Here is a 20,995-nt window from a genome sequence, read left to right as displayed (position 1 = left end):
GACCCAGGTGACCGCCTCCGCCGTCCTCAATCCGCGATCCCGGCGCAAGCCCAAGGGCGAAGGTCACGCCCGCCGCGCCGAGATTCTGGCCGCCGCTGAACGCATCTTCGTCGAGCATGGCTATGAAGGGGCGACGATTCGCAAGATCGCCGACGAGGTCGGCCTGTCCTCAACAGCGCTCTATATGCATTTCGCCGAGAAGGGCGAGATCCTCCATGAAATCTGCCGCCAGGCCTTCGCCACCCTGCTTGAATTGAACCAGGCCGTCGTCGCCGAGCCGGGCGGGCCGAAGCAACGGCTGCGACGGATGCTGCAGGCCTACATCGACTTCGGCTTTGACAATCCCAACGCCTATCGGCTGATCTACATGACCCGGCCGGTCGAGCTGCGGCACGGGGCGTTGTCGGCGGCTCAGGAGACGGGGGCGTCCCTGTACCGGTCGTTCGAACAGGTGGTCGAGGACGCCGAGGCGGACGGCCTGTTGCGCTGCGACGCGCGCACCACGGCCCAGGCGCTCTGGGCGGGCTGTCATGGCGTGGTCTCGCTGATGATCACCAAACCCTATTTCGACTGGGTCGATCGCGAGGCGCTGGTGGGAACGCTGCTGGACGGGCTCTTCGCGGGCCTGATGAAGCCGTGAGGTCGGCGGCGACGGCGGCAGCCCTGACCCTGACCCTTGTCCTGACCGCGACGCCGGCGGCGGCGGGCGAGAGCCGTCCATTGCGGGTGATGTCCCTGGATCAGTGCGGCGACCAGTATGCGCTGGCGCTGGCGCCCGATGCGGAGCTGGCCCTGTCGCCCCGCGCAGACGATCCCGATTCGTGGATGCGCGAGGCGGCGGCGGGGCGGCGGCGGGTGCGGCCGACGCTCGAATCCGCCATCGGCTTCCAGCCCAATGTGGTCCTCCGCTACTGGGGCGGCGATGCCCGACTGCTCGCCCGGCTCGAACAGAGTGGGGTGCGCGTCGTCGACATCGAGGACGCCACGGACTTCGAGGGGGTTCGCCGCAATATACGGACGGCCGCCGCTACGCTGGGGGCCCAACCCCGCGGAGACGCCCTGATCGCCCGCATGGACGTCCGCCTGCGCGAGGCCGCGCCCCGTCCGGCCACGCCCGAACGATCCGCCCTGTATGTGACCGCCGGCGGCTTCACCGCCGGGCGCGGCACGCTGACCGACGCCATTCTCGGGGCCGCCGGCCTGACCAATCTGGTCACCAATCCGGGGTTCGTCCCCGTCAGCGTCGAGCGCATCGTATTGTGGCGGCCCGCCCGGTTCGTGCTGGGGTTCTTCGACCAGTCGCGCGGCGACTGGCGGGGGCCGGGGCGGCATCCGGCGGTGCGCGCGGCGACGCAAGACCGGGTCGTCGCCCGCTTGCCCGCCGCCAGCCTGACCTGTCCGGCATGGTTCGCGGCGGACGCGGCGGCTATGCTGAGGGCCGCCGGATGACGGGCGGTCGCGAGGGGCGTCTGTCTCTGATCCTCGTCGTCCCGATCGGGCTGGCGACGCTGGCGGCCGTGCTGTTCGGCGAGACCATCTTCAGCGCGGCGCAGCTGCGTCAGGGCTTCATGGATCCGTCTTCCGGTCCAGCGGAGGTGCTGTGGGCGGTGCGCGCGCCCCGGGCGGTGACGGCGCTGATGGTCGGGGCGGCGCTGGGCCTCTCCGGCGCGGTCATGCAGGGCCTGCTGCGCAATCCGCTGGCGGACCCCGGGGTGCTGGGCGTCTCGGCGCTGGCCGCTCTGGGGGCGGCGGCCGCGATCGTGCTCGGGTGGGCCGCCTGGCCCGGCGCGGTCGAGATCGCCGCCCTGGCCGGCGCGGGCCTTGCCGGGGGGGTGCTGGTGATGTTCTCGGCGCGGGTGCGTTCGCCCGAGGCGTTGATCCTGTTTGGCGTGGCGGTGTCCAGTTTCGCCGGCGCGGCCACGGCGCTGATCTTCAACCTGTCGCCGTCCCCGATCGCCACCGCCGAGGTGATGAACTGGCTGCTGGGCTCCGTGCAGAACCGCAGTTGGGTCGACGTCGCCTGGGTCACGCCCGCAGTGCTGATCGCAGCAGGCCTGGCCGCCTTCGCCGCGCCCGGGCTGCGCATGCTCAGCCTTGGCGAGGAGACGGCCCGGACCTCGGGCCTGCCGATAGCCCGGCTCAGGCTGGTAGCCCTGCTGGCGACGGCGGTGGCCGCGGGGGCGGCGGTGGCGGTGGCGGGGGTGATCGGCTTCGTCGGCCTCGCCGCGCCCCATCTGGTGCGGGCGGCGGTGCGCGGCGATCCCGCCCGCCTGTTGCTGCCCTCAGCCCTCGCCGGAGGATTGATGCTGGTGGCGGCGGATCTGCTGGCGCGGCTGACGCCGACCGATCAGGAGTTGAAGCTTGGCGTGTTCACCGCCCTCGTGGGCGCGCCCCTGTTCGCCCTGATCGCCTGGCGGGCGGCGCGGGAGTGGCGGCTGTGACCGCGTGGCTCACCATGTGGGACGCCACGGCGCGGCTGGGCGGCCGGAGGGTGCTGGACGGCGCCGACCTGCGGGTCGAGCGGGGCGAGCTGGTGGCCCTCGTTGGCCCCAATGGCGCGGGCAAGTCCAGCCTGATCCGGGCCTTGGCGGGTCTGCTTCCGCTGGATACGGGCGTGGCCCGGCTGGCCGGGGATGATGTCAACGATCTCTCGCCCCGCGAGCGGTCGGCGCGCGCCGTCTATCTGCCGCAGGAACGGCGCATCGCCTGGAACCTGCCCGCCATGGAGGTCGCCGCGCTCGGCGCGCCCTTCCTGTCGGGCGCGGATGCATTGGCCGCGGCCCGGAAGGCCCTCGACGAGGTCGAGGTCGGTGGCCTTGCGGACCGGGGCGTGGCGGAAATGTCGGGCGGCGAGCGCGCGCGGGTCCTGCTGGCGCGAGCCTTGGCAGCCCCGTCGCAGGCCCTGCTCGTCGACGAGCCCATCGCCGGGCTTGATCCCGAGGCGCAGCTGATGGTGCTGGAGCGGCTGCGCGCGCGGGCCGGGGCGGGGCAGGCGGTGTTGGCCAGCCTGCACGACCTGCCGCTGGCGGCGCGGTTCGCCCATCGGGTGGCGGTGCTGGATCACGGCCGGGTCGTGGCCGACGCCGCGCCGTTGGCGGCCCTGACGCCGGACATTCTCCAGCGCGTGTTCGGCCTGTCAGCGCGCTGGGTCGACGGGCCGGACGGGCCCCTGCTGTCCGCTGTCCGCGCGCGCCCTCAGGGCTCGTAGGGACGCGGTCCGCTGTTCACGCCGGCTCCCCGCCGCAGGTCGTCCGACAGGGTCAGAGGCGCCGAGCCGCCGTTGAGCCGGGCCTTGTAAACCGACATGTTCTCCATCACCCGCATCATGTAGTTGCGCGTCTCGGTGAAGGGCGCGCACTCGATGAAGTCAACCGGATCGACTTGGCCCCCGCGCGGGTCGCCGCAACGGGCGATCCACTGGGGCGGGCGCGCCGGACCGGCGTTGTAGCCCACCGTGGTCAGCAGCATCGAACCGCCGAACCGGTTGGTCAGGTCGCCGAGGTGGAAGCTGCCCAGCGTCATATTGTAGTCCGGGTCCCACAGCCGCTCGGCCGAGAAGGGCATGCCCAGCTGGCGCGCCACGGCCGCCCCCGTCGAGGGCAGAAACTGCATCATGCCCCGGGCGTCAGCGTGCGAGCGGGCGCGCGGATCGAAGCTCGATTCCTGCCGGGTGATGGCGAGGGTGAACTCGAGCGGCGCTGCGCCGGGAACGGCGGGCGGGATCCGGATCGGATACTGCCGCTCGGGCATCAGGAAGCCGCGCTGGCTGGCGGCGCGGCCGACCATCATGGCGGTGAAGTCTTCGCCGTAGGCGCGGGACAGGTCCATCAACAGCGCCAGTTCGGACGCTCCCGGAAGATCATCGTCCAGTTGATAGGCGAACACCCGGAACAGGCTGGCCTCGCCGGTTTCGCCGAGGATGCGCATCGCCTTCACCAGTTCATTGGCCTCGAAGGCGGCGCGCTCGGCGGTGGTCGGCGCCGGATCGCCGGGCAGGGTCAGGGTGCGTATCCCCGCCTTCTCGGCGGCGAGCTGGCCGTAGAAGGTCTGGATGTGCTGCGCGCCGTTCCGGTAGAATTCGACGGCCGCCGGCGTATGGCCGCGCGCCTCCGCCGCCCGGCCCAGCCAGTACATGGCCCGGCCCTGGGTGATCGGCGTCGAGGACGACTGGCGCAGGATTTCGAAGTGATTGGCCGCGCGGGCAGGGTCGTTCAGCTTGGTCAGAGCCACCCAGCCCGCGAAGAACTCCGCATCGACCTTGCGCTCGCCCGAGGGAAAGCCATGCCCGGCCATGGAGTCATAGGCCGCCTGCCAGTTGCGGCGCTCTAGGGCGTCGAGGAAATAGTTGCGTCGCTCGCTCCACAGGGTGTTCTGGCCTTCGCTGTGCGACGGCGCCGGGGGCAGGGCGGCCAGCAAGGCGAACCCCTCAGACTGGCGGTTCTGCGAGCGCAGAATGCGAACGCGTTCCAGCGCCACGGCCGGATCCATCGCCTGCGCCGGCCTCAGGCCGGCCACGACCGCGTCGGGGCTGTAGGCGTTGCGCAGCGCCATCGCCGCCTCGGCCACGGCGCGCCGATCCGGCGAGACCATCTGGGTCATGGCCCGCGTCGCGGGTCCGTGCGGCCCAAGCAGCAGCAGGTTCAACCGCGCCTCGTGGTCGGCCTGGGTCAGGGAACCGCCCCAGCGGGTCAGGACTCTGGTCTGCAGCGCCTCGTCGAAGGATCGGGTCCGCCACCACTCGCGGATCAGCGCCCCCGCCTCGTCGCGGCGGCCGCGTTGCTCCAGCGCGTCGGCCAGGGCGACGGCGCCCTCGGCCGTGGTCGGCGGCGACCCTGCGAACAGGGCGAGCGCTGCGTCAGGCCCAGCGTAGGCGAGGTCCAGCGCCCGCTCGGCGGCCTCGCGGCGGCTGTCGCCCCGCGGCCAGCCGGCGAAGGCGGTCTGGGCGGCGGCGAGGTCGCTGTAAGGCAGCTGCGGGGCCGAGGTGTCGAGCAGCGCCCATTCGACCAGCTTGCGCGCGGTCGGATTGCGGATCTGCGCCGCCGTCTGGCGCGTGCTGACCACGTCGCGGGCGCGGGCCTGGGCCAGGCCCTGACGGAAGAGGGCGGTGTCCTGATCATTCAGTACGCGCGCCTGCGAGCCCTGCGGCGCGACCTCGGCATAGGGGCGGGCCTGCGGGACCAGCGATTCGGGCGCGGGGCCGAGCAGAGCGAGAGCGGCCGCGAGACTGGTTGCGATCATTCGGTGTCCGAACCCCATTCCATGACGGTTGCGGCGGCGTCGCCGGCAACCTAACCTTCCACGCTTCGCTTCAGGGCGCACCGCCCCTTCCCACGCAGGACCATCGTTTCAATGACCGCCCCCTTGTTCAAGGGCGTGATCACCGCCCTGATCACACCACTTCGTGACGGAAAGGTGGACGAAGCCGCCTTCAGGACGCTGCTGGAACGCCAGATCGCGGCCGGGGTTCACGGCGTCGTCCCCATGGGCACGACCGGCGAGAGCGCCGCCCTGCATCTGGACGAGCACAAACGGGTCGTCGAATTGTGCGTGGAGATCGCGGCCGGGCGCGTGAGGGTCATCGCGGGCGCCGGGTCTTCGGCCACCGACAAGGCGATCGATCTGGTCCGGCACGCTAAGACCGTCGGCGCCGACGGGGCGCTGGTGGTGACGCCCTATTACAACCGGCCCTCGCAGGCCGGCATGGCGCTGCATTTCGAGGCCATCGCCGAGGCGGTCCAACTGCCGGTGCTGCTCTACAACGTGCCGGGCCGCACTGGCGTCGACCTGGCCAACGAGACCGTCGCGCGGCTGGCCGCGCATCCGAACATTGTCGGCATCAAGGACGCCACCGGCGATCTGGCCCGCGTCAGCTGGATGCGCGCCCACATCCGCGATCAGCAGTTCGACCTGATCTCCGGCGACGATCCCAGCTACCTCGGCTATCACGCGCAGGGCGGCGTCGGGGTGATCTCGGTGACCTCCAACGTGGCGCCCGAGGCCATGGTGGCGCTGCACGAAGCCGCCGCCGTGGGCGACTACGCCACGGCGCGGGAGTGGCAGGACCGGCTGATCGGCCTGCACAAGGGGCTGTTCCTCGACAACTCGCCGTCGCCGGCCAAATACGCGCTGTCCCGGCTCGGCCTGTGCACCGAGGAGGTGCGGTTGCCGCTGGCTCCGACCGCCGACGCCGTGAAACCGGCGATCGATCGGGCCATGGCCGAGGCGGGACTCTAGAAAATTCGGTGTGGCGGAGTCGGCAGAGTCGACACGCTGCGGGTCCCTGAAGCTGGAACGCGTTCTGACCCTGCACATCGACCGGGCCATGGGGGCAGCATAGACCGGGCCTGCGTCAAAATCGGACGTGGGCGGGAGCGACGGCTTCGCGAGCGCGGGCGGAGCGTGTAGGAGGGCCGGAATGGCCGCCGAGAAACCCAAGACCAAAGTCATCGCCGAGAACCGCCGGGCGAAATTCGACTATTTCCTCGAGGATTACACCGAGGCCGGGATCCAGTTGCTTGGCACCGAGATCAAGGCGCTGCGCGACGGCCGGGCCAATATCGCTGAGTCCTACGCGGCGGTGGAGGGGCGCGAGATCGTGCTGATCAACGCCGACATCCCGCCCTATAAACAAGCCAACCGCTTCAACCACGAGCCGCGCCGGCCGCGGAAACTGCTGCTGCACCGCAAGCAGATCGACAAGATGATCGGGGCGGTCCAGCGCGACGGCCAGACCATCATCCCGATCCGCCTCTATCTGAACGAGGCCGGCAAGGCGAAGCTGGAAATCGCTCTCGCCAAGGGCAAGAAGCTGCACGACAAGCGACAGGCGACAGCGGATCGCGACTGGCAGCGCGACAAGGCGCGGCTGATGAAGGACCGGGGCTAGGCGCGCGGCGACCTGCCGGACAGCAGACGTACCGAACCGCTGTTATGGGTGGAAAGCGGACGTTAGTCCTTGCGAACAGCAGTCTCACGCCATTCTGACATCGTGGGACCCTGAGGTCCGATCGAGAGATTTGCGCAGCGCTCTACCGCCGCGCCGTCCTGCCGGGTGCAAACGACATCGCCGCCAAGCCGGTATGTGCCGTAGGTCGGCGCCACGCCCTGGAACTGCCATCGCCCATCGGGGCCCCAGATCATAGGCCAGTCGTATTCTTCGATCAGATATCGACGAAGCTCCCATTCATATGCGGGTCGCGACACCGGTGAAGTAGGGCGATACTCAGCCGCTTCCTTTTCAGGATCGATCGGCTCGGAGCAGCCTGCGCTGGCCAGAACGACGGCGCAGAGTGCGGACGGAGCTGACAGTCTTCGCATCACGGATTCCCGACGGCGATCACCTAAGAGTGGCCGTGCATGGCCCGCGTGGAAAGGTCCGCAATGGGTCGGAAGCGGCCATAGGGTCGCCGCCGAAAAGCGAACCTCATTGAAGGCCAGCGGTCGCAATAGCGCCCCGAAGAGTGACGACGAGGGCTAGAGCGTCGAGGCGATCGGCTGGGCGTCGAGGACGTCGGGCATGGCGACCGACGCCTGATCCGCGCCCCACGGCCCGAGCGACGGCTGGGTCGACTGCTGGAACAGCAAGGCCAGAAAGGCGATAACGCCCGCGATCAGCAGCGCCCAGAGCGCGCCCTTGCGTTCCTCGGCGGTGAACGCCCCTTGCTGACTGTTACCCATTACAAACCTCCCAGGTCCCGCTGAAATGAACGCGGGATCGGCGACGCTGTTCCTGGGGAAGAAGGCTTCATCCGCGGCCCACTGATTCGCGTGGCGCGGGAGGCACAGTCGCCACCTGGACGACCGGTGTTCGATCAGGATTCGACGAGGTCCCGGGCGCGCTGGAAGATGTCCTCGAACATCGGCGCCGTCAGCCGCCCTGTGTTCGTGTTGAGCCGGGAGCAGTGATAGCTGTTCAGCAGTACATAGGGTCCGATCTCCGCCTGGGCCCCATGCCCCGCCGGCATGGCGCTGGCCGGACGGCCGAGGGTCTTCAGCACATTGCGTCGGGAGACGTCGCCGAGGGTGACGATGACCTTGAGCCGGGGCAGGGCGGTGAGCCGCGACTGCAGGAAGGGTCGGCAAGTCGCCTCCTCGGCCGGCAGCGGCTTGTTGCCGGGCGGGGCGCAGCGGACGGCGTTGGTGATCATGCAGTCGACCAGTTCGAGGTCGTCGTCGCCGTCGGGGTCATAGGTCCCGCGCGCGAAGCCGGCCTTCAGCAGGGTGTCGTAGAGCAGCCAACCGGCGTGATCGCCGGTGAACGGACGGCCGGTGCGGTTGGCGCCGGTGCGGCCCGGCGCGAGGCCGGCGACCAGCAGGCGGGCGTTCGGATCGCCGAACGAGGGTGCGGCGCCGTTCCACCAGCCGGGCTTCTGACGGGCGTTCTCCTGCCGGTATTCGACCAGGCGGGGACAGAGCGGGCAGTCGCGCGGGGCTTCGGGAGGGTAGGGGACAGTCATCGGTCGAACACCCGGCTGTTCGCACCGGCGCCGGCGGCGCGCGGCCGTCCGATCTCCGGCAACAGATCCTGCAGCTCGACAAACGCATCCGCCTGGCGGCGCAACTCGTCCGCGATCTGGGGCGGCTGGCTCTTTATGGTCGAGACGACCGTGACGCGTACGCCGCGCGCCTGGACCGCCTGCACCAGCCGCCGAAAGTCGCCGTCGCCGCTGAACAGCACCATGTGGTCCACGCGCGGCGTCAGCTCCAGCATGTCGACGGCGATCTCGATGTCCATATTGCCCTTGACCCGCGAATGCCCCTGGGCGTCGGTGAAGCGCTTGACCGGCTTGGTCACCACGGTGAAGCCGTTGTAGTCCAGCCAGTCGACCAGCGGCTTGATCGGCGAGAATTCCTCCCCCTCGATCACGGCGGTGTAGTAGTGGGCGCGAACCAGAACGCTGTTCGCGCGATACATATCCAGCAGTTTGCTGAAATTGAGGTCGGCGTTCAGGGCCTTGGCGGCGGAATAGAGATTGGCCCCGTCGATAAACAGGGCGATGCGCTCGGTCGGAATAGGCGTCATGGAAATCGATCCCGAAAATATGGACGTCCCGGTCGCCGTCGAATTGGGCGGCGCCCTCGATCTGGATCAGGCCGTCATCGTCGCGCTGGGCTGCAATGACAAGGGGGCGTGGCGGGATTGCCGGGAGGCGCTGGAGGCGGCGCTGGCCCGGTTCCGCGCCGAGGGAATCGACGTGCTGCTGCGCTCGTCCTGGTGGCGCTCGGACGCCTGGCCAGACCCTTCGGACCCGCCCTTCCTGAACGGGGTCGTGGTCGTCCGCACCGCCCACGACCCGCACGCCCTGATGGCCGCCCTCGGGCGGATCGAGGAGGCGTTCGGCCGCCGCCGCGAGGCCCGCAACGCCCCGCGCACCCTCGACCTCGACCTGATCGCCTACGGCCGGCTGAGCGGCGACCTCTCGGGTCTGATTCTGCCGCACCCGCGCGCGGCGGAGCGGAGGTTCGTGATGGGACCGCTGGCCGAGATCGCGCCCGACTGGCGGCATCCGGCGGGCGGCCGGGCGAGGGATCTCGCGGACGCGGCGCCGATCGGGCAGGATGCGGCGCCGCTGCGCTGATCGCCTCATTCCCGCCCATGCGGCGTTGCACAATGAGCGCCAACCCTATATTTTGTGCGGTTCTCCCCCGCGTCCCGAGGAAATTCATGGCCCGCGTCACTGTCGAAGACTGCATCGAGAAAGTCCCGAACCGTTTTGGTCTGGTTCTGCTGGCCGGCCACCGCGCCCGCTCCATCGCCAACGGCGCGCCGCTGACGCTCGACCGCGACAACGACAAGAACCCGGTCGTCGCCCTGCGCGAACTGGCCGAGGACACGGTCAGCCCGGACGAGCTGCAGGAAAACATCGTCGTCACCCTGCAGCGCGTCGACGAGCGGACGGAAGCCGAGGACGAGGCTGAAACCGTCGCCCTGCTGGCCGAACCGCAGCACATGAACATGGCGGAAGCCGAGCTGATCCGCGCGCTGCAAAGCGACCGCGACGGCGGGCAGGAGGAGCGGTACTGACGGCTGAACCCGCCAACGGTATCACCATCCTGCCGGCGCGGACGTCGCAGCCCGCGTCGCCTCTGAAAGCTGCCAATCTGAACGACCCGGAGGGCGATCCCCCTCCGGCCGACGCCGTCGAGCCCGCCCGGGCTCCGGTGCTGCGTCAGTTCGAGCTTGTCGAGGCGGTCCGGGCCTACGATCCCACCGCCGACGAGGGACTGCTGAACCGCGCCTACGTCTATGCGATGAAGATGCACGGCTCGCAGCTGCGGGCCTCGGGCGATCCCTATTTCGCCCATCCGATCCAGGTCGCTGGCATTCTGACCGACTACCGGCTCGACACCGCCACCATCGTCACCGCCCTGCTTCACGACGTGGTCGAGGACACCTCGGCCACGCGCGACGACATCGCCGAGCGCTTTGGCGAGGAAGTCGCCGACCTCGTGGAGGGCGTCACCAAGCTGTCGCGGCTGGAGCTGCAGGCCGAGCACACGCGCCAGGCCGAGAACCTGCGCAAATTCATCCTCGCCATCTCGAAGGATGTGCGTGTCCTGCTGGTCAAGCTGGCGGACCGTCTGCACAACATGCGGACGCTGAAGCACGTCAAGCCGGACAAGCGCGAGCGGATCTCCCGCGAGACGCTGGAGGTCTACGCCCCGCTGGGCCGGTCGATCGGCATCCACTCCATCGCCTCCGAACTGGAGGAACTGGCCTTCGAGCATCTGAACCCGACGGCCCGCACCGCCATCGAGCGGCGGCTCGAGGCGCTGAAGCTCGAACACGGTCAGGCCATTGACGGCGTCGCGCGCGAGGTCGAACGGGTGCTGGAGGAGGCGGGCGTCCATGCCCACGTTTTCGGCCGCCAGAAGACGCCCTATTCGATCTGGCGCAAGCTGCAGCGCAAGTCGGTCGGCTTCTCGTCGCTGTCCGACATCTACGGCTTCCGCGTCATCGTCGAGGCCGAGGACGACTGCTACCGCGCCCTCGGCGTGATTCACCGCGCCTGGCCGATGGTGCCCGAGCGGTTCAAGGACTTCATCTCGACGCCCAAGTCGAACAACTACCGCTCGCTGCATACCACCGTGGTCGGCCCGTCGGGCCTGCGCATCGAGATGCAGATCCGCACCGACGCCATGGACCGGGTGGCCGAGGACGGGGTGGCGGCGCACTGGGCCTACAAGAACATGGCCTACGGTTTCGACGCCGAGGCCATGGCCGCCCAGGGCGGGCGCGATCCGCTTCAGAACCTGCGCCATCTGGTGCAGGTCATCGAGCACGGCGAGGGCGGCGAGGATTGGGTCGAGCACGCCAAGCTCGAGATGTATCTCGACCAGGTCTTCGTGTTCACGCCGAAGGGGGCGCTGATCACCCTGCCGCGCGGCGGCATGCCGCTGGACTTCGCCTACGCCGTCCACACCGAGGTCGGCGACACGGCTGTGGGGGCCAAGATCAACGGCGAGCTCAAGCCCATGCGGACCCAGCTGCAGAACGGCGACGTGGTCGAGATCATCCGCGGCGCCAAGCGGGAGATTCCGGTCGACTGGCGCTCGCTGACCGTGACCGGCCGGGCCCGCTCGGCCATCCGCCGTCACATCCGCACCTCCGAGCGGGGCGAGTTCCAGAAGCTGGGCCGCGCCACCCTCGAACAAACCCTGACCCGGGCCGGCAAGACCGATGTCGAGCTGACCCTGCGCCCGGCGCTGGAGCAGCTGGGCTTCGCCAGCGACGACGATCTGTACGAGGCCGTCGGGCGCGGCCGGGTGTCGGCGGCCAAGATCGGCGAGATTCTCTTCCCCGCCCTCAAGGGACGGCTCAAGGCCGGCCCGGACCGCAAGCGGATCGGCGACGAGCAGGGTCGGCTGTTCGTGCGCGGCGGCGGCTTGACGCCTGGCGTCAGCGTCCATTTCGGGCATTGCTGCTCACCGGTGCCGGGCGACCGCATCGTCGGCATCCTCGAACCTGAGGCTGGCCTGACCGTTCACACCATCGACTGCCAGCGGCTGGAGGAATTCGCTGACGACGACTCGGTCTGGCAGGACCTGCAGTGGACGCCGCAGGCGGAGCAGGGCGCCGTCGCCTCCGCCCGCGTCCGCGCCACCATCAAGAATGCGCCCGGCGTGCTTGGCCAGGTGGCGACGATCATTGGCGAGGCCGGCGGAAACATTCTCAACCTGGTCATGACCCACCGTCAGCAGGACTTTTTCGACATGGACATCGACATGGAGGTCGAGGACGCCAAACACGCAACGGCCATCATGGCCGCCCTGCGCACCAATCCCTCCGTCGACACCGTCGAGCGGTCGCGGGGGTGAGCGCGGAGGCCCCGGACAACGCGGCCCAGATGGCTTCGCCGTCCTTCCGGCTGGCCGCGCTCGACGAAGAGTTTTTGCTCGGCGACTCCATGCGCGGCGTGCGCTTCCTGATGGAATACGCCAAGGCCGAGGAGGCGTTGCGGGCCTGGGGCGTCCGCTCGACGATCGTGGTGTTCGGCAGCGCCCGCATCGGCGAGGACGGCGAAGGCGAACATGCTCGCTGGTACGAGGCGGCGCGGGCCTTCGGGCGACTGGCCTCGGAGCGCGGCGGGGCGATGCATGGCCCGAACGGCCAGCCCCGCGACAACGTCATCGCCACCGGCGGCGGGCCGGGGATCATGGGCGCCGCCAACCGGGGCGCGGCCGACGTCGGCGCGCCGTCGATCGGCTTCAACATCACCCTGCCGCACGAGCAGGAACCGAACGCCTGGTCGAGGCCCGAACTGACGTTCAACTTCCACTACTTCGCCATGCGCAAGATGCACCTGGCCATGCGCGCCAACGCGCTGGTGGTCTTCCCGGGCGGCTTCGGCACCTTCGATGAGCTTTTCGAGATCCTGACCCTGCGCCAGACCGGGAAGGCGCCGCGCATTCCCATCGTCCTGTTCGATGAGGCCTACTGGCGATCGGCGATCAATTTCGACGTGCTCGTGCGGCACGGCATGATCCACCCGGGCGATGTCGATCTTTTCCGCTTCGCCGGAGACGCCGAGGGTGTCTGGTCGGCCTTGCTGGCCGGAGGCCTGAAGCCGCACCAAAGGGCCGATTGACGCCGGCGCATCTTCTTTCGCCGCCACGGCTGCGCTAGACAGCCCGCCATGACCTCAGACGACGTTCTCGACGAATTCCGCGCCGCCGGAGCCCTGCGTGAGGGCCATTTCGTACTCTCCTCCGGCCTGCACAGCCCGGTCTTCCTGCAGAAGAACCTGGTGTTCATGGACGCGGCGCGCTGCACCCGCCTGTGCAAGGCGCTGGCGGAGAAGATCATCGCCGCCGTGGGCCCCGTCGACGTGGCCATTTCGCCCGCGGTCGGCGGCATCATTCCCGGCTATGAGACCGCCCGCTGGCTCAAGGTCCCGTCGATGTATGTCGAGCGCGAGGGCGGTGCGTTCAAACTGCGCCGCGGCTTCCACGTCGAACCCGGCCAGAAGATCGTCATGGTCGAGGACATCGTCACCACCGGCCTGAGCTCGCGCGAATGCATCGCGGCGATCCGGGCGGCCGGCGGCGACGTCGTGGCGGCGGCCTGCATCGTCGACCGCTCGGGCGGTCGGGCCGATGTCGGCGTGCCGCTGGTGGCGCTGGCCACGCTGGACGTTCCGGCCTATCCCGCCGACGCCCTGCCGCCCGAACTGGCCGCCCTGCCGGTCGAGGACCCCGGCAGCCGGCGGCTGGCGAAGTAGGAGAGCCAGATGGTCTCGCCCGTCCGCCTTGGCGTCAACATCGACCATGTGGCCACGGTCCGGAATGCCCGGGGCGGGGTCCATCCCGATCCGGTCCGCGCCGCCCGCGAGGCTCTCGCCGCCGGCGCCGACGGCATCACCGCCCACCTGCGGGAAGACCGCCGCCACATCACCGACACCGATATCGAGGCGCTCAGCGAGCTGTGCGCCGTCGCCGGTCGCCCGCTGAACCTCGAGATGGCGGTCACCGACGAGATGCTGACCATCGCCCTGCGCCATCGCCCGCACGCCGCCTGCCTGGTGCCCGAACGGCGCGAGGAGGTGACCACCGAGGGCGGCCTGGCCGTGGCCGGCTGCGAGGCGCGGATCGCGCCGGTGGCCAGGGCCCTGGCCGACGCCGGCGTGCGGGTCTCGCTGTTCATCGAGCCGGCGCTTGAGCAGGTCGAGGCCGCCCACGCCGTCGGAGCCCAGGTCGTCGAGTTCCACACTGGCCGGTACTGCCATGTGTCGGGCGACGAACGGGCGGTGGAGTTCGTCCGCCTGCAGGCCGCCGCCAGCCGCGCCGCCGATCTTGGCCTGGAGGTCCACGCCGGCCACGGGCTCGACTACCAGACCGCAGGCGACATGATGGCCATCCCGGAGGTGCGGGAGCTCAATATCGGTCACTTCCTGATCGGCGAAGCGGTCTTCGTCGGCCTGACCGCCGCAATCCACCGGATGCGTGCGGCCATGGACGCCGCTTCATGATCGTCGGCGTCGGCGCGGACCTGTGCGACATCCGCCGCATCCAGAACTCGCTGGACCGCTACGGCGAGCGCTTCAAGCTGCGCTGCTTCACCGAACTGGAACGGGTCCGTTCTGACCGCAAGCCGGAGCCGGCTTGGAGCTACGCCAAGCGATTCGCGGCCAAGGAGGCCTGCGCCAAGGCCTTGGGCACGGGCATGCGGGCCGATGTCTACTGGCGCGACATGGGCGTCGCCAACCTGCCGTCCGGACAGCCGACCCTGCGCCTGACCGGCCACGCCGCCGAGCATCTGGCGCGTCTGACGCCTCCGGGTCACGAGGCGCGAATCCATCTCACGCTGAGCGACGAACACCCCTACGCGCTCGCCTTCGTGGTGATCGAAGCCTTGCCGATGGCTTAATCACGTTATACCGCTTCTGCCGCTGAAAGACCGCGCACAGCGGCTGGGGGACAGGGTCACCATGAGCGACGAGAACAAGCCGCACGACGACCACGGCCAGGACGCCGGACACGGTCACGATGATCACGCACCGGCCGCCTCGCCGGAACCGGATCATGCGGAGCCCGCCGGGACGCACGGCGCCGAGCGGCACGACGAGGCCCACGCCGCGCCGGCCGCCGATGCTCATCATGACGAACCTGCACCCGAGGTCCATCCGGTGGCGGACGCCCATGCCGCGGATCACGCCGGGCACGGCCACGAGGTCCAGGCCGAAGCCGCGCACGGCGACCACGACGCGGCTGTGACCGCCGCCGGGGCGACCGCCGCCGCCGCCGCCGGTGCCGCCGCCGCCTCGTCCAGGACGCCGGTGTGGAGCGACTCGGGCGACGCGCCCTTCGAGGACGTCGATACGACGCCCGTCTACGCCCGCGGCAAGACGGGCCGCAAGAAAGGCAAGTCGGGCGGCGGCAACGAGACCGTCGAGATCATCAAGACGATCGTCTTCGCCCTGCTCATCGCTCTCGTCCTGCGGGTGCTGCTGTTCCAGCCCTTCACCATCCCGTCGGCCTCGATGGAGCCCAACCTCTACGAGGGCGACTACATCGTCGTCTCCAAGTGGAGCTATGGCTATTCGAAGCATGCCATCCCGTTCAGCCCGCCGGTGTTCGAGGGCCGCATCTTTGGACAGCAGCCCGAGCGTGGCGACATCGTGGTGTTCAAACTGCCGCGCGACAACAAGACGGACTACATCAAGCGTCTGGTCGGCCTGCCCGGCGATCGGGTCCAGATGATCAACAACGTCCTGCACATCAACGACCAGCCGGTGCAGGACGTCGTCATCAGCGACGCCGACGCCGCCAACATGTACGGCATGCCCGTCATCAAGGCGCGTGAGACCCTGCCCGGCGGCAAGACCTTCACCATCCAGGACTACGGTCCCGGCAACCAGGCCGACGACACCCCGGTGTTCGAGGTCCCCGAAGGCTACTATTTCATGATGGGCGACAACCGGGACAATTCGGTCGACAGCCGCTACGGCGTCACCGAGAACGGCGTCGGCCTGGTTCCGGCCGAGAACCTGATCGGCAAGGCCGAGATCATCCTGTTCTCGTGGACCGAGGGCGCCTCGCTTTGGAATCCCGTCAGCTGGTTCTCGAAGGTCCGTCCGAGCCGGTTCTTCACCGTCCTGCACTGATGGCTGACCGGCGGGCGCAGGCGGTCGCGGCGCTGGCGCGCAAGCTGGGCCACGACTTCCGGGACCCGTCGCTGCTCGACCAGGCCCTGACTCACGCCAGCGTGGGGGAGGGGGCCGAACGGGATGCCCGCGGCCGGCCGTTCCTCGACAACCAGCGGATGGAGTTTCTCGGCGACCGGGTGCTCGGCCTGCTCGTCGCCGATCGGCTGATGCGCGACTTCCCCGCCGCTGACGAGGGCGAGATGTCCTCGCTGCTGCACGGCCTCGTCGACAAGGCCACCTGCGCCCGCGCCGCCGAGAGTCTCGGCGTCGGCGACGCCATGCGACTGTCGCCGGGCGAGGCCAAACAGGGCGGCCGGCGTCGCGAGGGCATGCTCGGCGACGCCATGGAGGCCATCCTCGCCGCGGTCTGGCTGGACGGCGGCATCGACGCCGCCCGCGCCGTGTTCGAACGCGCCTGGGCCGCCGAACTGGCCGCCCCGCCGCGCCGGTCCCTGACCAACCCGAAATCGGCCCTGCAGGAATGGGCGCTGGGGCAGGGGAGACCGCTGCCGACCTACCGCATCGTCGAGCGCACCGGCTCGGACCACGCCCCGACATTCACCGTCGAGGCCATGGTGGACGGATATCCGCCCTTGACCGCGCAGGGCCGTTCGCGTCAGGACGCGGAGAAGGCGGCCGCCATCGGCCTGCTGCAGCGTGAAGGCGTGATTTGACCGAGACCCAAAACCAGCGAGCCGGCTTCGCCGCGATCATCGGCGCGCCCAATGCGGGCAAGTCGACGCTGGTCAACCGCCTGACCGGGACAAAGGTCTCGATCGTCACCCAGAAGGTCCAGACCACCCGCTTTCCGGTGCGCGGCATCGCCATGGAGGGCGACGCACAGATCGTGCTGGTCGACACGCCCGGCATCTTCACCCCGCGCCGGCGCCTGGACCGGGCCATGGTCGCCTCGGCCTGGGGCGGGGCCGACGACGCCGACGTGGTGGTCCACCTGATCGACGCCGCCTCGCACATCGCCGCCGAGGGCAGGGACGGTCAGGCCGCCGATCGCCGCTCGGCCGAGGACACCGAGACCATCATCGCCGCGCTCAAGGCCGCCGGGAAACAGGTCATTCTCGCGCTGAACAAGATCGACGGAATGCGGCGCGACACCCTGCTGGCCCTCTCGCATGCCCTGTTCGAAACCGGCGTCTATTCCGAGGTCTATATGATCTCCGCGCTCAGCGGCGACGGTGTCGATGACCTGAAGCAGCGCCTCGCCCGAGCCATGCCGGAAGGGCCCTGGCTCTATCCCGAGGATCAGTCGGCCGATGTGCCGATGCGCGTGCTGGCGGCCGAAATCACCCGCGAGAAGGTCTATTTGCGCGTCCACGAGGAGCTGCCCTATTCGGCGGCGGTCGAGACCACCTCGTTCGAGGACAAGGCCGACGGCTCGGCCCGCATCGAACAGACCATCTACGTCGAGCGCGAGAGCCAGCGGCCGATCGTGCTGGGCAAGGGCGGCCAGACCCTGAAATGGATCGGTCAGAAGTCCCGCGAGGAGTTGATCGAGCTGCTCGACCGCCCGGTGCATCTGTTCCTGACGGTCAAGGTCGACCCGAAATGGCAGGACAGCCGCGCCCTCTTCGCCCAGTTCGGGCTGGATTACGACGTCTAGGCTGGTGTTTCACGTCCCCAGACACTCCGGCGGCCACCCCCGGCTGACGATGGCCTTTCTCGCCGTGATCTTCGTCCTCGCCGCCGGGGTCGTCGCCTGGCTCACGGTCCGGCCCTTGCCGGAAGCGCCGGCGCCGGAACCTCTGCCGCCCCGCCCGCCGCTGGTCGTGGTCGAGGACCTGCCCCAGCTGGCCGGACAGCTGGAACGCTGGGGCGGGTCAGGCGCTTTCACCGGCGGCGTGCTGGTGGCCAGGGGCGATCAGGTGCTGTTCCGCCAGGTCTACGGCTATGCGGACCGCAATCTCGGCAAGCCGCTGGCGCTCGATTCCCGCTTCCGCCTCGCCTCGGTCAGCAAGCAGTTCACCGCCGCCGCCATCCTCCGACTGCAGGACGAGGGAGTGCTGACGGTCGACGACCCGGTTTGCCGTTGGGTCGAGGACTGTCCGGCGGCCTGGGCCCCGATCCGCCTGCATCACCTGTTGTCGCACACCTCGGGCATCCCTGACCTGATGGCCCGTCCGGGCTGGGGTCTCCGCCGCGTCACGCCGGCCACTTCGGAACAATTGACCGTGGAGTCAGCGCAGTATGGCCTGCAGTTCCCGCCGGGTACGAAGGTCCGCTACAACAACGCCGCCTACAACCTGCTGGGCCATGTGGTGCAGAAGGCCAGCGGCCTGCCGCTGCAAGACTATCTTCGCGACGCCTTCTTCGTGCCGCTCGCCATGGCCGACACCGGCTTCGAGGACGACCGGTCCGACGTGGTCATGGGCTACGCCAATCTTGGCGGCCCGCCGTCGCCGCAGCCGGACCACAACGTCAGCATCATCCCTGGCGCGGGCGCCCTGTATTCGACACTGGACGACCTGCTGGTCTGGAACCGCGCCCTGCATGGCGGGACGCTGCTGAGCCCGGAGAGCTATAGCCAGATGATCGCCGATCACGCCCCGGCCGACACGCCGGACGAACGCGGCCGGCCCCGCCGGGACTGGGGCTATGGCCTGTTCGTCAACAGTCTTGGCCGCCGGGTCCGGCCCGATTTCCTCGACCGCCAGATTTATCACACCGGCAGCTGGTCGGGCTTCCGCAACCTGGCGACGCACCAGCCCGAGGGCGACGTCACGGTGATCGTCCTGTCGAACAACTATCACCAGCGCGAGGCTGTCTTCCAGCTGTCGCAGCAGGGCATGGCCGAGGCGCTGGGCCGGGCCTTCCCGACCGCGATGGCGCGCTAAACCCTCACGACGCCGGTTGTCCGTCTCCCGAGGGGATCGTATTGACCATCCAGGGTACGCCGAACTTGTCGGTCAGTGAGCCGAAGCCGGGCGACCAGAAGGTCTCGGCGAAGGGCATGCCGACCTTGCCGCCCTCCGCCAGGGCGTCGAACCAGCGGCGTCCCTCGACCGCGTCCTCGGTGTGCAGGGTGACGTCGAAACCGTTCTTCGGCTTGTCGACGTTCGGCGCCCAGTCGACGTCCATGTCGGCGCCCATGATCGCCTGATCGCCGACCTCAAGCCAGCAATGCATCAGCCAGTCCTTGTATTGCGGGCCCACCGGCATGTCGGGCGGGGCGTCGCCATAGGGCATGGCGGCGGTGATCTTTCCGCCAAGCACCTTGGCGTAGAATTCGAAGGCTTCGCGGCACTGTCCGCGGAAGCTGAGGCTGGTCACGATCTTCATGGTCTTCGCTCCTCGAGCAGGTTGAACCGAACGCGTCTCTACTGATCAGGAATAGGCCTTCTTCAGGAAACTCCGTCTTGCGCCAGAAAGGCCTCGAGCCGGTCGAAGGTGCTGGTCCAACCGTGCCTGTGGCCGGTCAGGCTCTGTTCGGACTTCAGGCCCTCGTGGGTGAAGTCCATCACGGTTCCGCCGCCCGGCGCGTCGCTGAGCCTCACCGTTACCAGGGTGTCGACCGGCGGTCCGTCCTCGTGCGCCTCGTCCCACTTGAAGGTGAAGACCAGCCGCTCCTCCGGCACGATCTCGCGATAGATCCCGCCCTGCCACAACGCCTCGCCGGTGGCGGGCGAACGCAGGCAGGCCCGCCAGGCGCCGCCCACGCAAAAATCGCCGGAGCCGGACACCATCGGCCATTCGACCGGCCCCATCCACAGCACCATGATCTCGGGGCTGGTCCACGCCCGCCACACCAGCGCCCGCGGGGCGTCGAAGACGCGTTGAATGTGCAGGGTGGGGCGGGTGGCGACGTCTTCTGCGAGGGTCATCGGGGGGCTCTTCGGCGGGTCCGGTCGCGACCGGGGAGGGTCAGGGGCTCTTCAGCAGCTCGGCCAGCTGGTCGGCGCACTGGCCCCAGCCTTCGTGGAAGCCCATGGCCTCGTGCTGCTTCATCGTCTCGGCGTTCCAGTGCCGCGCGGTGGCGACGTAGTCGGTCTTGCCGTCATCGCGCGGCGTCAGCTCCACCGTGGCCACCATAAACGGCTGGCCGGCCGGCCGCCAATCGGGCGTCAGGGCGTCGGTCGTGACCCAGCGCTTGTTCGGAATCGCCTCCAGGAAAACGCCGCTGTTGGGAAAGCGCTCGCCGTCCGGACCGTGCATGACGAAGTTGAACACGCCTCCGGGCCTCGGATCGACCTGCACGTCCGAGATCGTCCATGGCTTCGGCGCGAACCATTGCTTCAGCAGGTCCGGCGTCATCCACGCCTTCCATATCCGCTCCGGCGAGGCGTCGATGACCCGGCGCAGGACCAGCGCGTGCTCATGGGCGACACCGTCGGTGTGGCAGGGATTGGTCTCAGTGTTCCCGTCCATCGGGGTCTCCTTTCTGAATCTGCTTCAGGTACGCATCCAGACGGTCGAAGCTGGCGTCCCAGTAGCGGCGGTAATGCTCCAGCCAGTCGGCGACGCCTTTCAGGCCCATCGGTTCGAGCCGGGCGGGACGCCACTGCGCCTCGCGCCCCCGGCTGATCAGCCCGGCCTTCTCCAGCACCTTCAGATGTTTCGACACGGCCGGCAGGCTCATGTCGAACGGCTCGGCGAGGTCGTTGACGGTGGCCTCCCCCTCGCACAGCCGCGCCAGGATGGCCCGACGGGTCGGGTCGGCCAGGGCGGAGAACTTGGCGCTGAGGGGATCGGCGGGCATCAGGCACTCTGTATGTAACTGGCTAGTTAAATGGACCGCCGTCGCGCCGCTGTCAACCGCTTGGTTAAATAGGACGGGCGTGGGGCGAGCGATCCGGCCGGACTTTCCCGCCGGCCCGGTCTAGGCTCATGACGCCATA

General features: G+C 69.2%; 25 protein-coding genes. 17 read left to right on the top strand and 8 right to left on the bottom strand.

Features of this window, described 5'->3' with window-relative positions:
* Positions 1–7 precede the first annotated feature (7 nt).
* The 4 genes from HNQ67_RS02650 to HNQ67_RS02635 are packed head-to-tail and all read left to right on the top strand — an operon-like array spanning position 8 to position 3,208.
* The gene (locus tag HNQ67_RS02650; RefSeq protein WP_183252052.1) at positions 8–640 is read left to right on the top strand and encodes a WHG domain-containing protein; all 633 of its coding nucleotides are present in this window, start codon (positions 8–10) and stop codon (positions 638–640) included.
* Positions 637–1,449 carry an ABC transporter substrate-binding protein gene (locus tag HNQ67_RS02645; protein WP_343054791.1) on the top strand — a complete coding sequence of 271 codons (813 nt, stop codon included), beginning with the start codon at positions 637–639 and terminating at the stop codon, positions 1,447–1,449. Before HNQ67_RS02650 ends, HNQ67_RS02645 begins: the two co-directional genes overlap by 4 nt.
* Entirely contained in the window at positions 1,446–2,441 is a 996-nt protein-coding gene (locus tag HNQ67_RS02640; protein ID WP_183252051.1) for a FecCD family ABC transporter permease, read from the top strand. Before HNQ67_RS02645 ends, HNQ67_RS02640 begins: the two co-directional genes overlap by 4 nt.
* Complete coding sequence (locus tag HNQ67_RS02635; protein WP_343054790.1) at positions 2,438–3,208, top strand: ABC transporter ATP-binding protein; 771 nt, start codon at positions 2,438–2,440, stop codon at positions 3,206–3,208. The genes HNQ67_RS02640 and HNQ67_RS02635 overlap by 4 nt, the downstream gene beginning before the upstream one ends.
* Here the strand turns inward: HNQ67_RS02635 and HNQ67_RS02630 are convergent.
* Positions 3,196–5,238, bottom strand: coding sequence for a lytic transglycosylase domain-containing protein (locus tag HNQ67_RS02630; RefSeq protein ID WP_246347406.1), 2,043 nt, complete (start codon positions 5,236–5,238; stop codon positions 3,196–3,198). The genes HNQ67_RS02635 and HNQ67_RS02630 overlap by 13 nt on opposite strands.
* Positions 5,239–5,349: 111 nt before the next feature.
* Here HNQ67_RS02630 and dapA point away from each other — a divergent pair, with 111 nt between their 5' ends.
* The gene (gene dapA, locus HNQ67_RS02625) at positions 5,350–6,234 is read left to right on the top strand and encodes a 4-hydroxy-tetrahydrodipicolinate synthase (protein WP_183252046.1); all 885 of its coding nucleotides are present in this window, start codon (positions 5,350–5,352) and stop codon (positions 6,232–6,234) included.
* A gap of 181 nt (positions 6,235–6,415) precedes the next feature.
* Positions 6,416–6,886 (top strand): SsrA-binding protein SmpB, encoded by a 471-nt coding sequence (gene smpB, locus HNQ67_RS02620; RefSeq protein WP_183252044.1) that lies wholly within the window; start codon positions 6,416–6,418, stop codon positions 6,884–6,886.
* Positions 6,887–7,473: 587 nt separating this feature from the next.
* On the opposite strand, the gene HNQ67_RS02615 is transcribed toward smpB, so the two are convergent.
* The 3 genes from HNQ67_RS02615 to HNQ67_RS02605 all read right to left on the bottom strand — a co-directional run bounded on the left by HNQ67_RS02615 (position 7,474) and on the right by HNQ67_RS02605 (position 9,022).
* A complete protein-coding gene (locus HNQ67_RS02615) occupies positions 7,474–7,677 on the bottom strand; it encodes a hypothetical protein (protein ID WP_183252042.1) in 204 nt (67 codons plus the stop codon).
* A 134-nt stretch (positions 7,678–7,811) separates the two neighbouring features.
* Positions 7,812–8,456 carry a uracil-DNA glycosylase gene (locus tag HNQ67_RS02610; protein WP_183252039.1) on the bottom strand — a complete coding sequence of 215 codons (645 nt, stop codon included), beginning with the start codon at positions 8,454–8,456 and terminating at the stop codon, positions 7,812–7,814.
* Positions 8,453–9,022, bottom strand: coding sequence for a LabA-like NYN domain-containing protein (locus HNQ67_RS02605; protein ID WP_183252037.1), 570 nt, complete (start codon positions 9,020–9,022; stop codon positions 8,453–8,455). Before HNQ67_RS02605 ends, HNQ67_RS02610 begins: the two co-directional genes overlap by 4 nt.
* Between HNQ67_RS02605 and folK the strand changes: the two genes are divergently transcribed.
* The 11 genes from folK to HNQ67_RS02550 all read left to right on the top strand — a co-directional run bounded on the left by folK (position 9,021) and on the right by HNQ67_RS02550 (position 18,994).
* Complete coding sequence (gene folK, locus HNQ67_RS02600) at positions 9,021–9,578, top strand: 2-amino-4-hydroxy-6-hydroxymethyldihydropteridine diphosphokinase (protein ID WP_183252035.1); 558 nt, start codon at positions 9,021–9,023, stop codon at positions 9,576–9,578. The genes HNQ67_RS02605 and folK overlap by 2 nt on opposite strands.
* Before the next feature lie 86 nt (positions 9,579–9,664).
* Positions 9,665–10,024 carry a DNA-directed RNA polymerase subunit omega gene (rpoZ, locus tag HNQ67_RS02595; protein WP_183252033.1) on the top strand — a complete coding sequence of 120 codons (360 nt, stop codon included), beginning with the start codon at positions 9,665–9,667 and terminating at the stop codon, positions 10,022–10,024.
* Between the two features lie 227 nt (positions 10,025–10,251).
* Positions 10,252–12,318, top strand: coding sequence for a RelA/SpoT family protein (locus HNQ67_RS02590; protein ID WP_246347446.1), 2,067 nt, complete (start codon positions 10,252–10,254; stop codon positions 12,316–12,318).
* Between the two features lie 29 nt (positions 12,319–12,347).
* Positions 12,348–13,088, top strand: a complete 741-nt coding sequence (locus HNQ67_RS02585; protein WP_183252029.1) for an LOG family protein — start codon at positions 12,348–12,350, stop codon at positions 13,086–13,088.
* Between the two features lie 48 nt (positions 13,089–13,136).
* Entirely contained in the window at positions 13,137–13,721 is a 585-nt protein-coding gene (gene pyrE, locus HNQ67_RS02580) for an orotate phosphoribosyltransferase (protein WP_183252027.1), read from the top strand.
* Between the two features lie 9 nt (positions 13,722–13,730).
* On the top strand, positions 13,731–14,468 hold the full coding sequence (locus tag HNQ67_RS02575) for a pyridoxine 5'-phosphate synthase (protein WP_183252025.1): 738 nt from the start codon (positions 13,731–13,733) through the stop codon (positions 14,466–14,468).
* The gene (gene acpS, locus HNQ67_RS02570) at positions 14,465–14,866 is read left to right on the top strand and encodes a holo-ACP synthase (RefSeq protein WP_183252023.1); all 402 of its coding nucleotides are present in this window, start codon (positions 14,465–14,467) and stop codon (positions 14,864–14,866) included. The genes HNQ67_RS02575 and acpS overlap by 4 nt, the downstream gene beginning before the upstream one ends.
* 343 nt (positions 14,867–15,209) lie before the next feature.
* The gene (gene lepB, locus HNQ67_RS13565) at positions 15,210–16,103 is read left to right on the top strand and encodes a signal peptidase I (protein ID WP_343054810.1); all 894 of its coding nucleotides are present in this window, start codon (positions 15,210–15,212) and stop codon (positions 16,101–16,103) included.
* Positions 16,103–16,819 carry a ribonuclease III gene (gene rnc, locus HNQ67_RS02560; RefSeq protein WP_183252019.1) on the top strand — a complete coding sequence of 239 codons (717 nt, stop codon included), beginning with the start codon at positions 16,103–16,105 and terminating at the stop codon, positions 16,817–16,819. Before lepB ends, rnc begins: the two co-directional genes overlap by 1 nt.
* A complete protein-coding gene (era, locus tag HNQ67_RS02555; protein WP_183252018.1) occupies positions 16,816–17,763 on the top strand; it encodes a GTPase Era in 948 nt (315 codons plus the stop codon). Before rnc ends, era begins: the two co-directional genes overlap by 4 nt.
* A 49-nt stretch (positions 17,764–17,812) precedes the next feature.
* Positions 17,813–18,994, top strand: a complete 1,182-nt coding sequence (locus HNQ67_RS02550) for a serine hydrolase domain-containing protein (RefSeq protein ID WP_183252016.1) — start codon at positions 17,813–17,815, stop codon at positions 18,992–18,994.
* A 4-nt stretch (positions 18,995–18,998) separates the two neighbouring features.
* On the opposite strand, the gene HNQ67_RS02545 is transcribed toward HNQ67_RS02550, so the two are convergent.
* From HNQ67_RS02545 to HNQ67_RS02530, 4 genes are all read right to left on the bottom strand, one after another.
* The gene (locus tag HNQ67_RS02545; RefSeq protein WP_183252014.1) at positions 18,999–19,439 is read right to left on the bottom strand and encodes a VOC family protein; all 441 of its coding nucleotides are present in this window, start codon (positions 19,437–19,439) and stop codon (positions 18,999–19,001) included.
* A gap of 62 nt (positions 19,440–19,501) precedes the next feature.
* Positions 19,502–19,981, bottom strand: a complete 480-nt coding sequence (locus HNQ67_RS02540) for an SRPBCC family protein (protein ID WP_183252012.1) — start codon at positions 19,979–19,981, stop codon at positions 19,502–19,504.
* A 40-nt stretch (positions 19,982–20,021) separates the two neighbouring features.
* Positions 20,022–20,525: an SRPBCC family protein gene (locus HNQ67_RS02535; RefSeq protein WP_183252010.1), complete on the bottom strand. Its 504-nt coding sequence runs from the start codon at positions 20,523–20,525 to the stop codon at positions 20,022–20,024.
* Entirely contained in the window at positions 20,509–20,856 is a 348-nt protein-coding gene (locus tag HNQ67_RS02530) for an ArsR/SmtB family transcription factor (RefSeq protein WP_183252008.1), read from the bottom strand. Before HNQ67_RS02530 ends, HNQ67_RS02535 begins: the two co-directional genes overlap by 17 nt.
* Between the last annotated feature and the right edge of the window lie 139 nt (positions 20,857–20,995).

Source organism: Brevundimonas basaltis, from assembly GCF_014202075.1.
GTDB lineage: Bacteria > Pseudomonadota > Alphaproteobacteria > Caulobacterales > Caulobacteraceae > Brevundimonas > Brevundimonas basaltis.
This window is presented reverse-complemented; position numbering and strand designations above follow the sequence as displayed.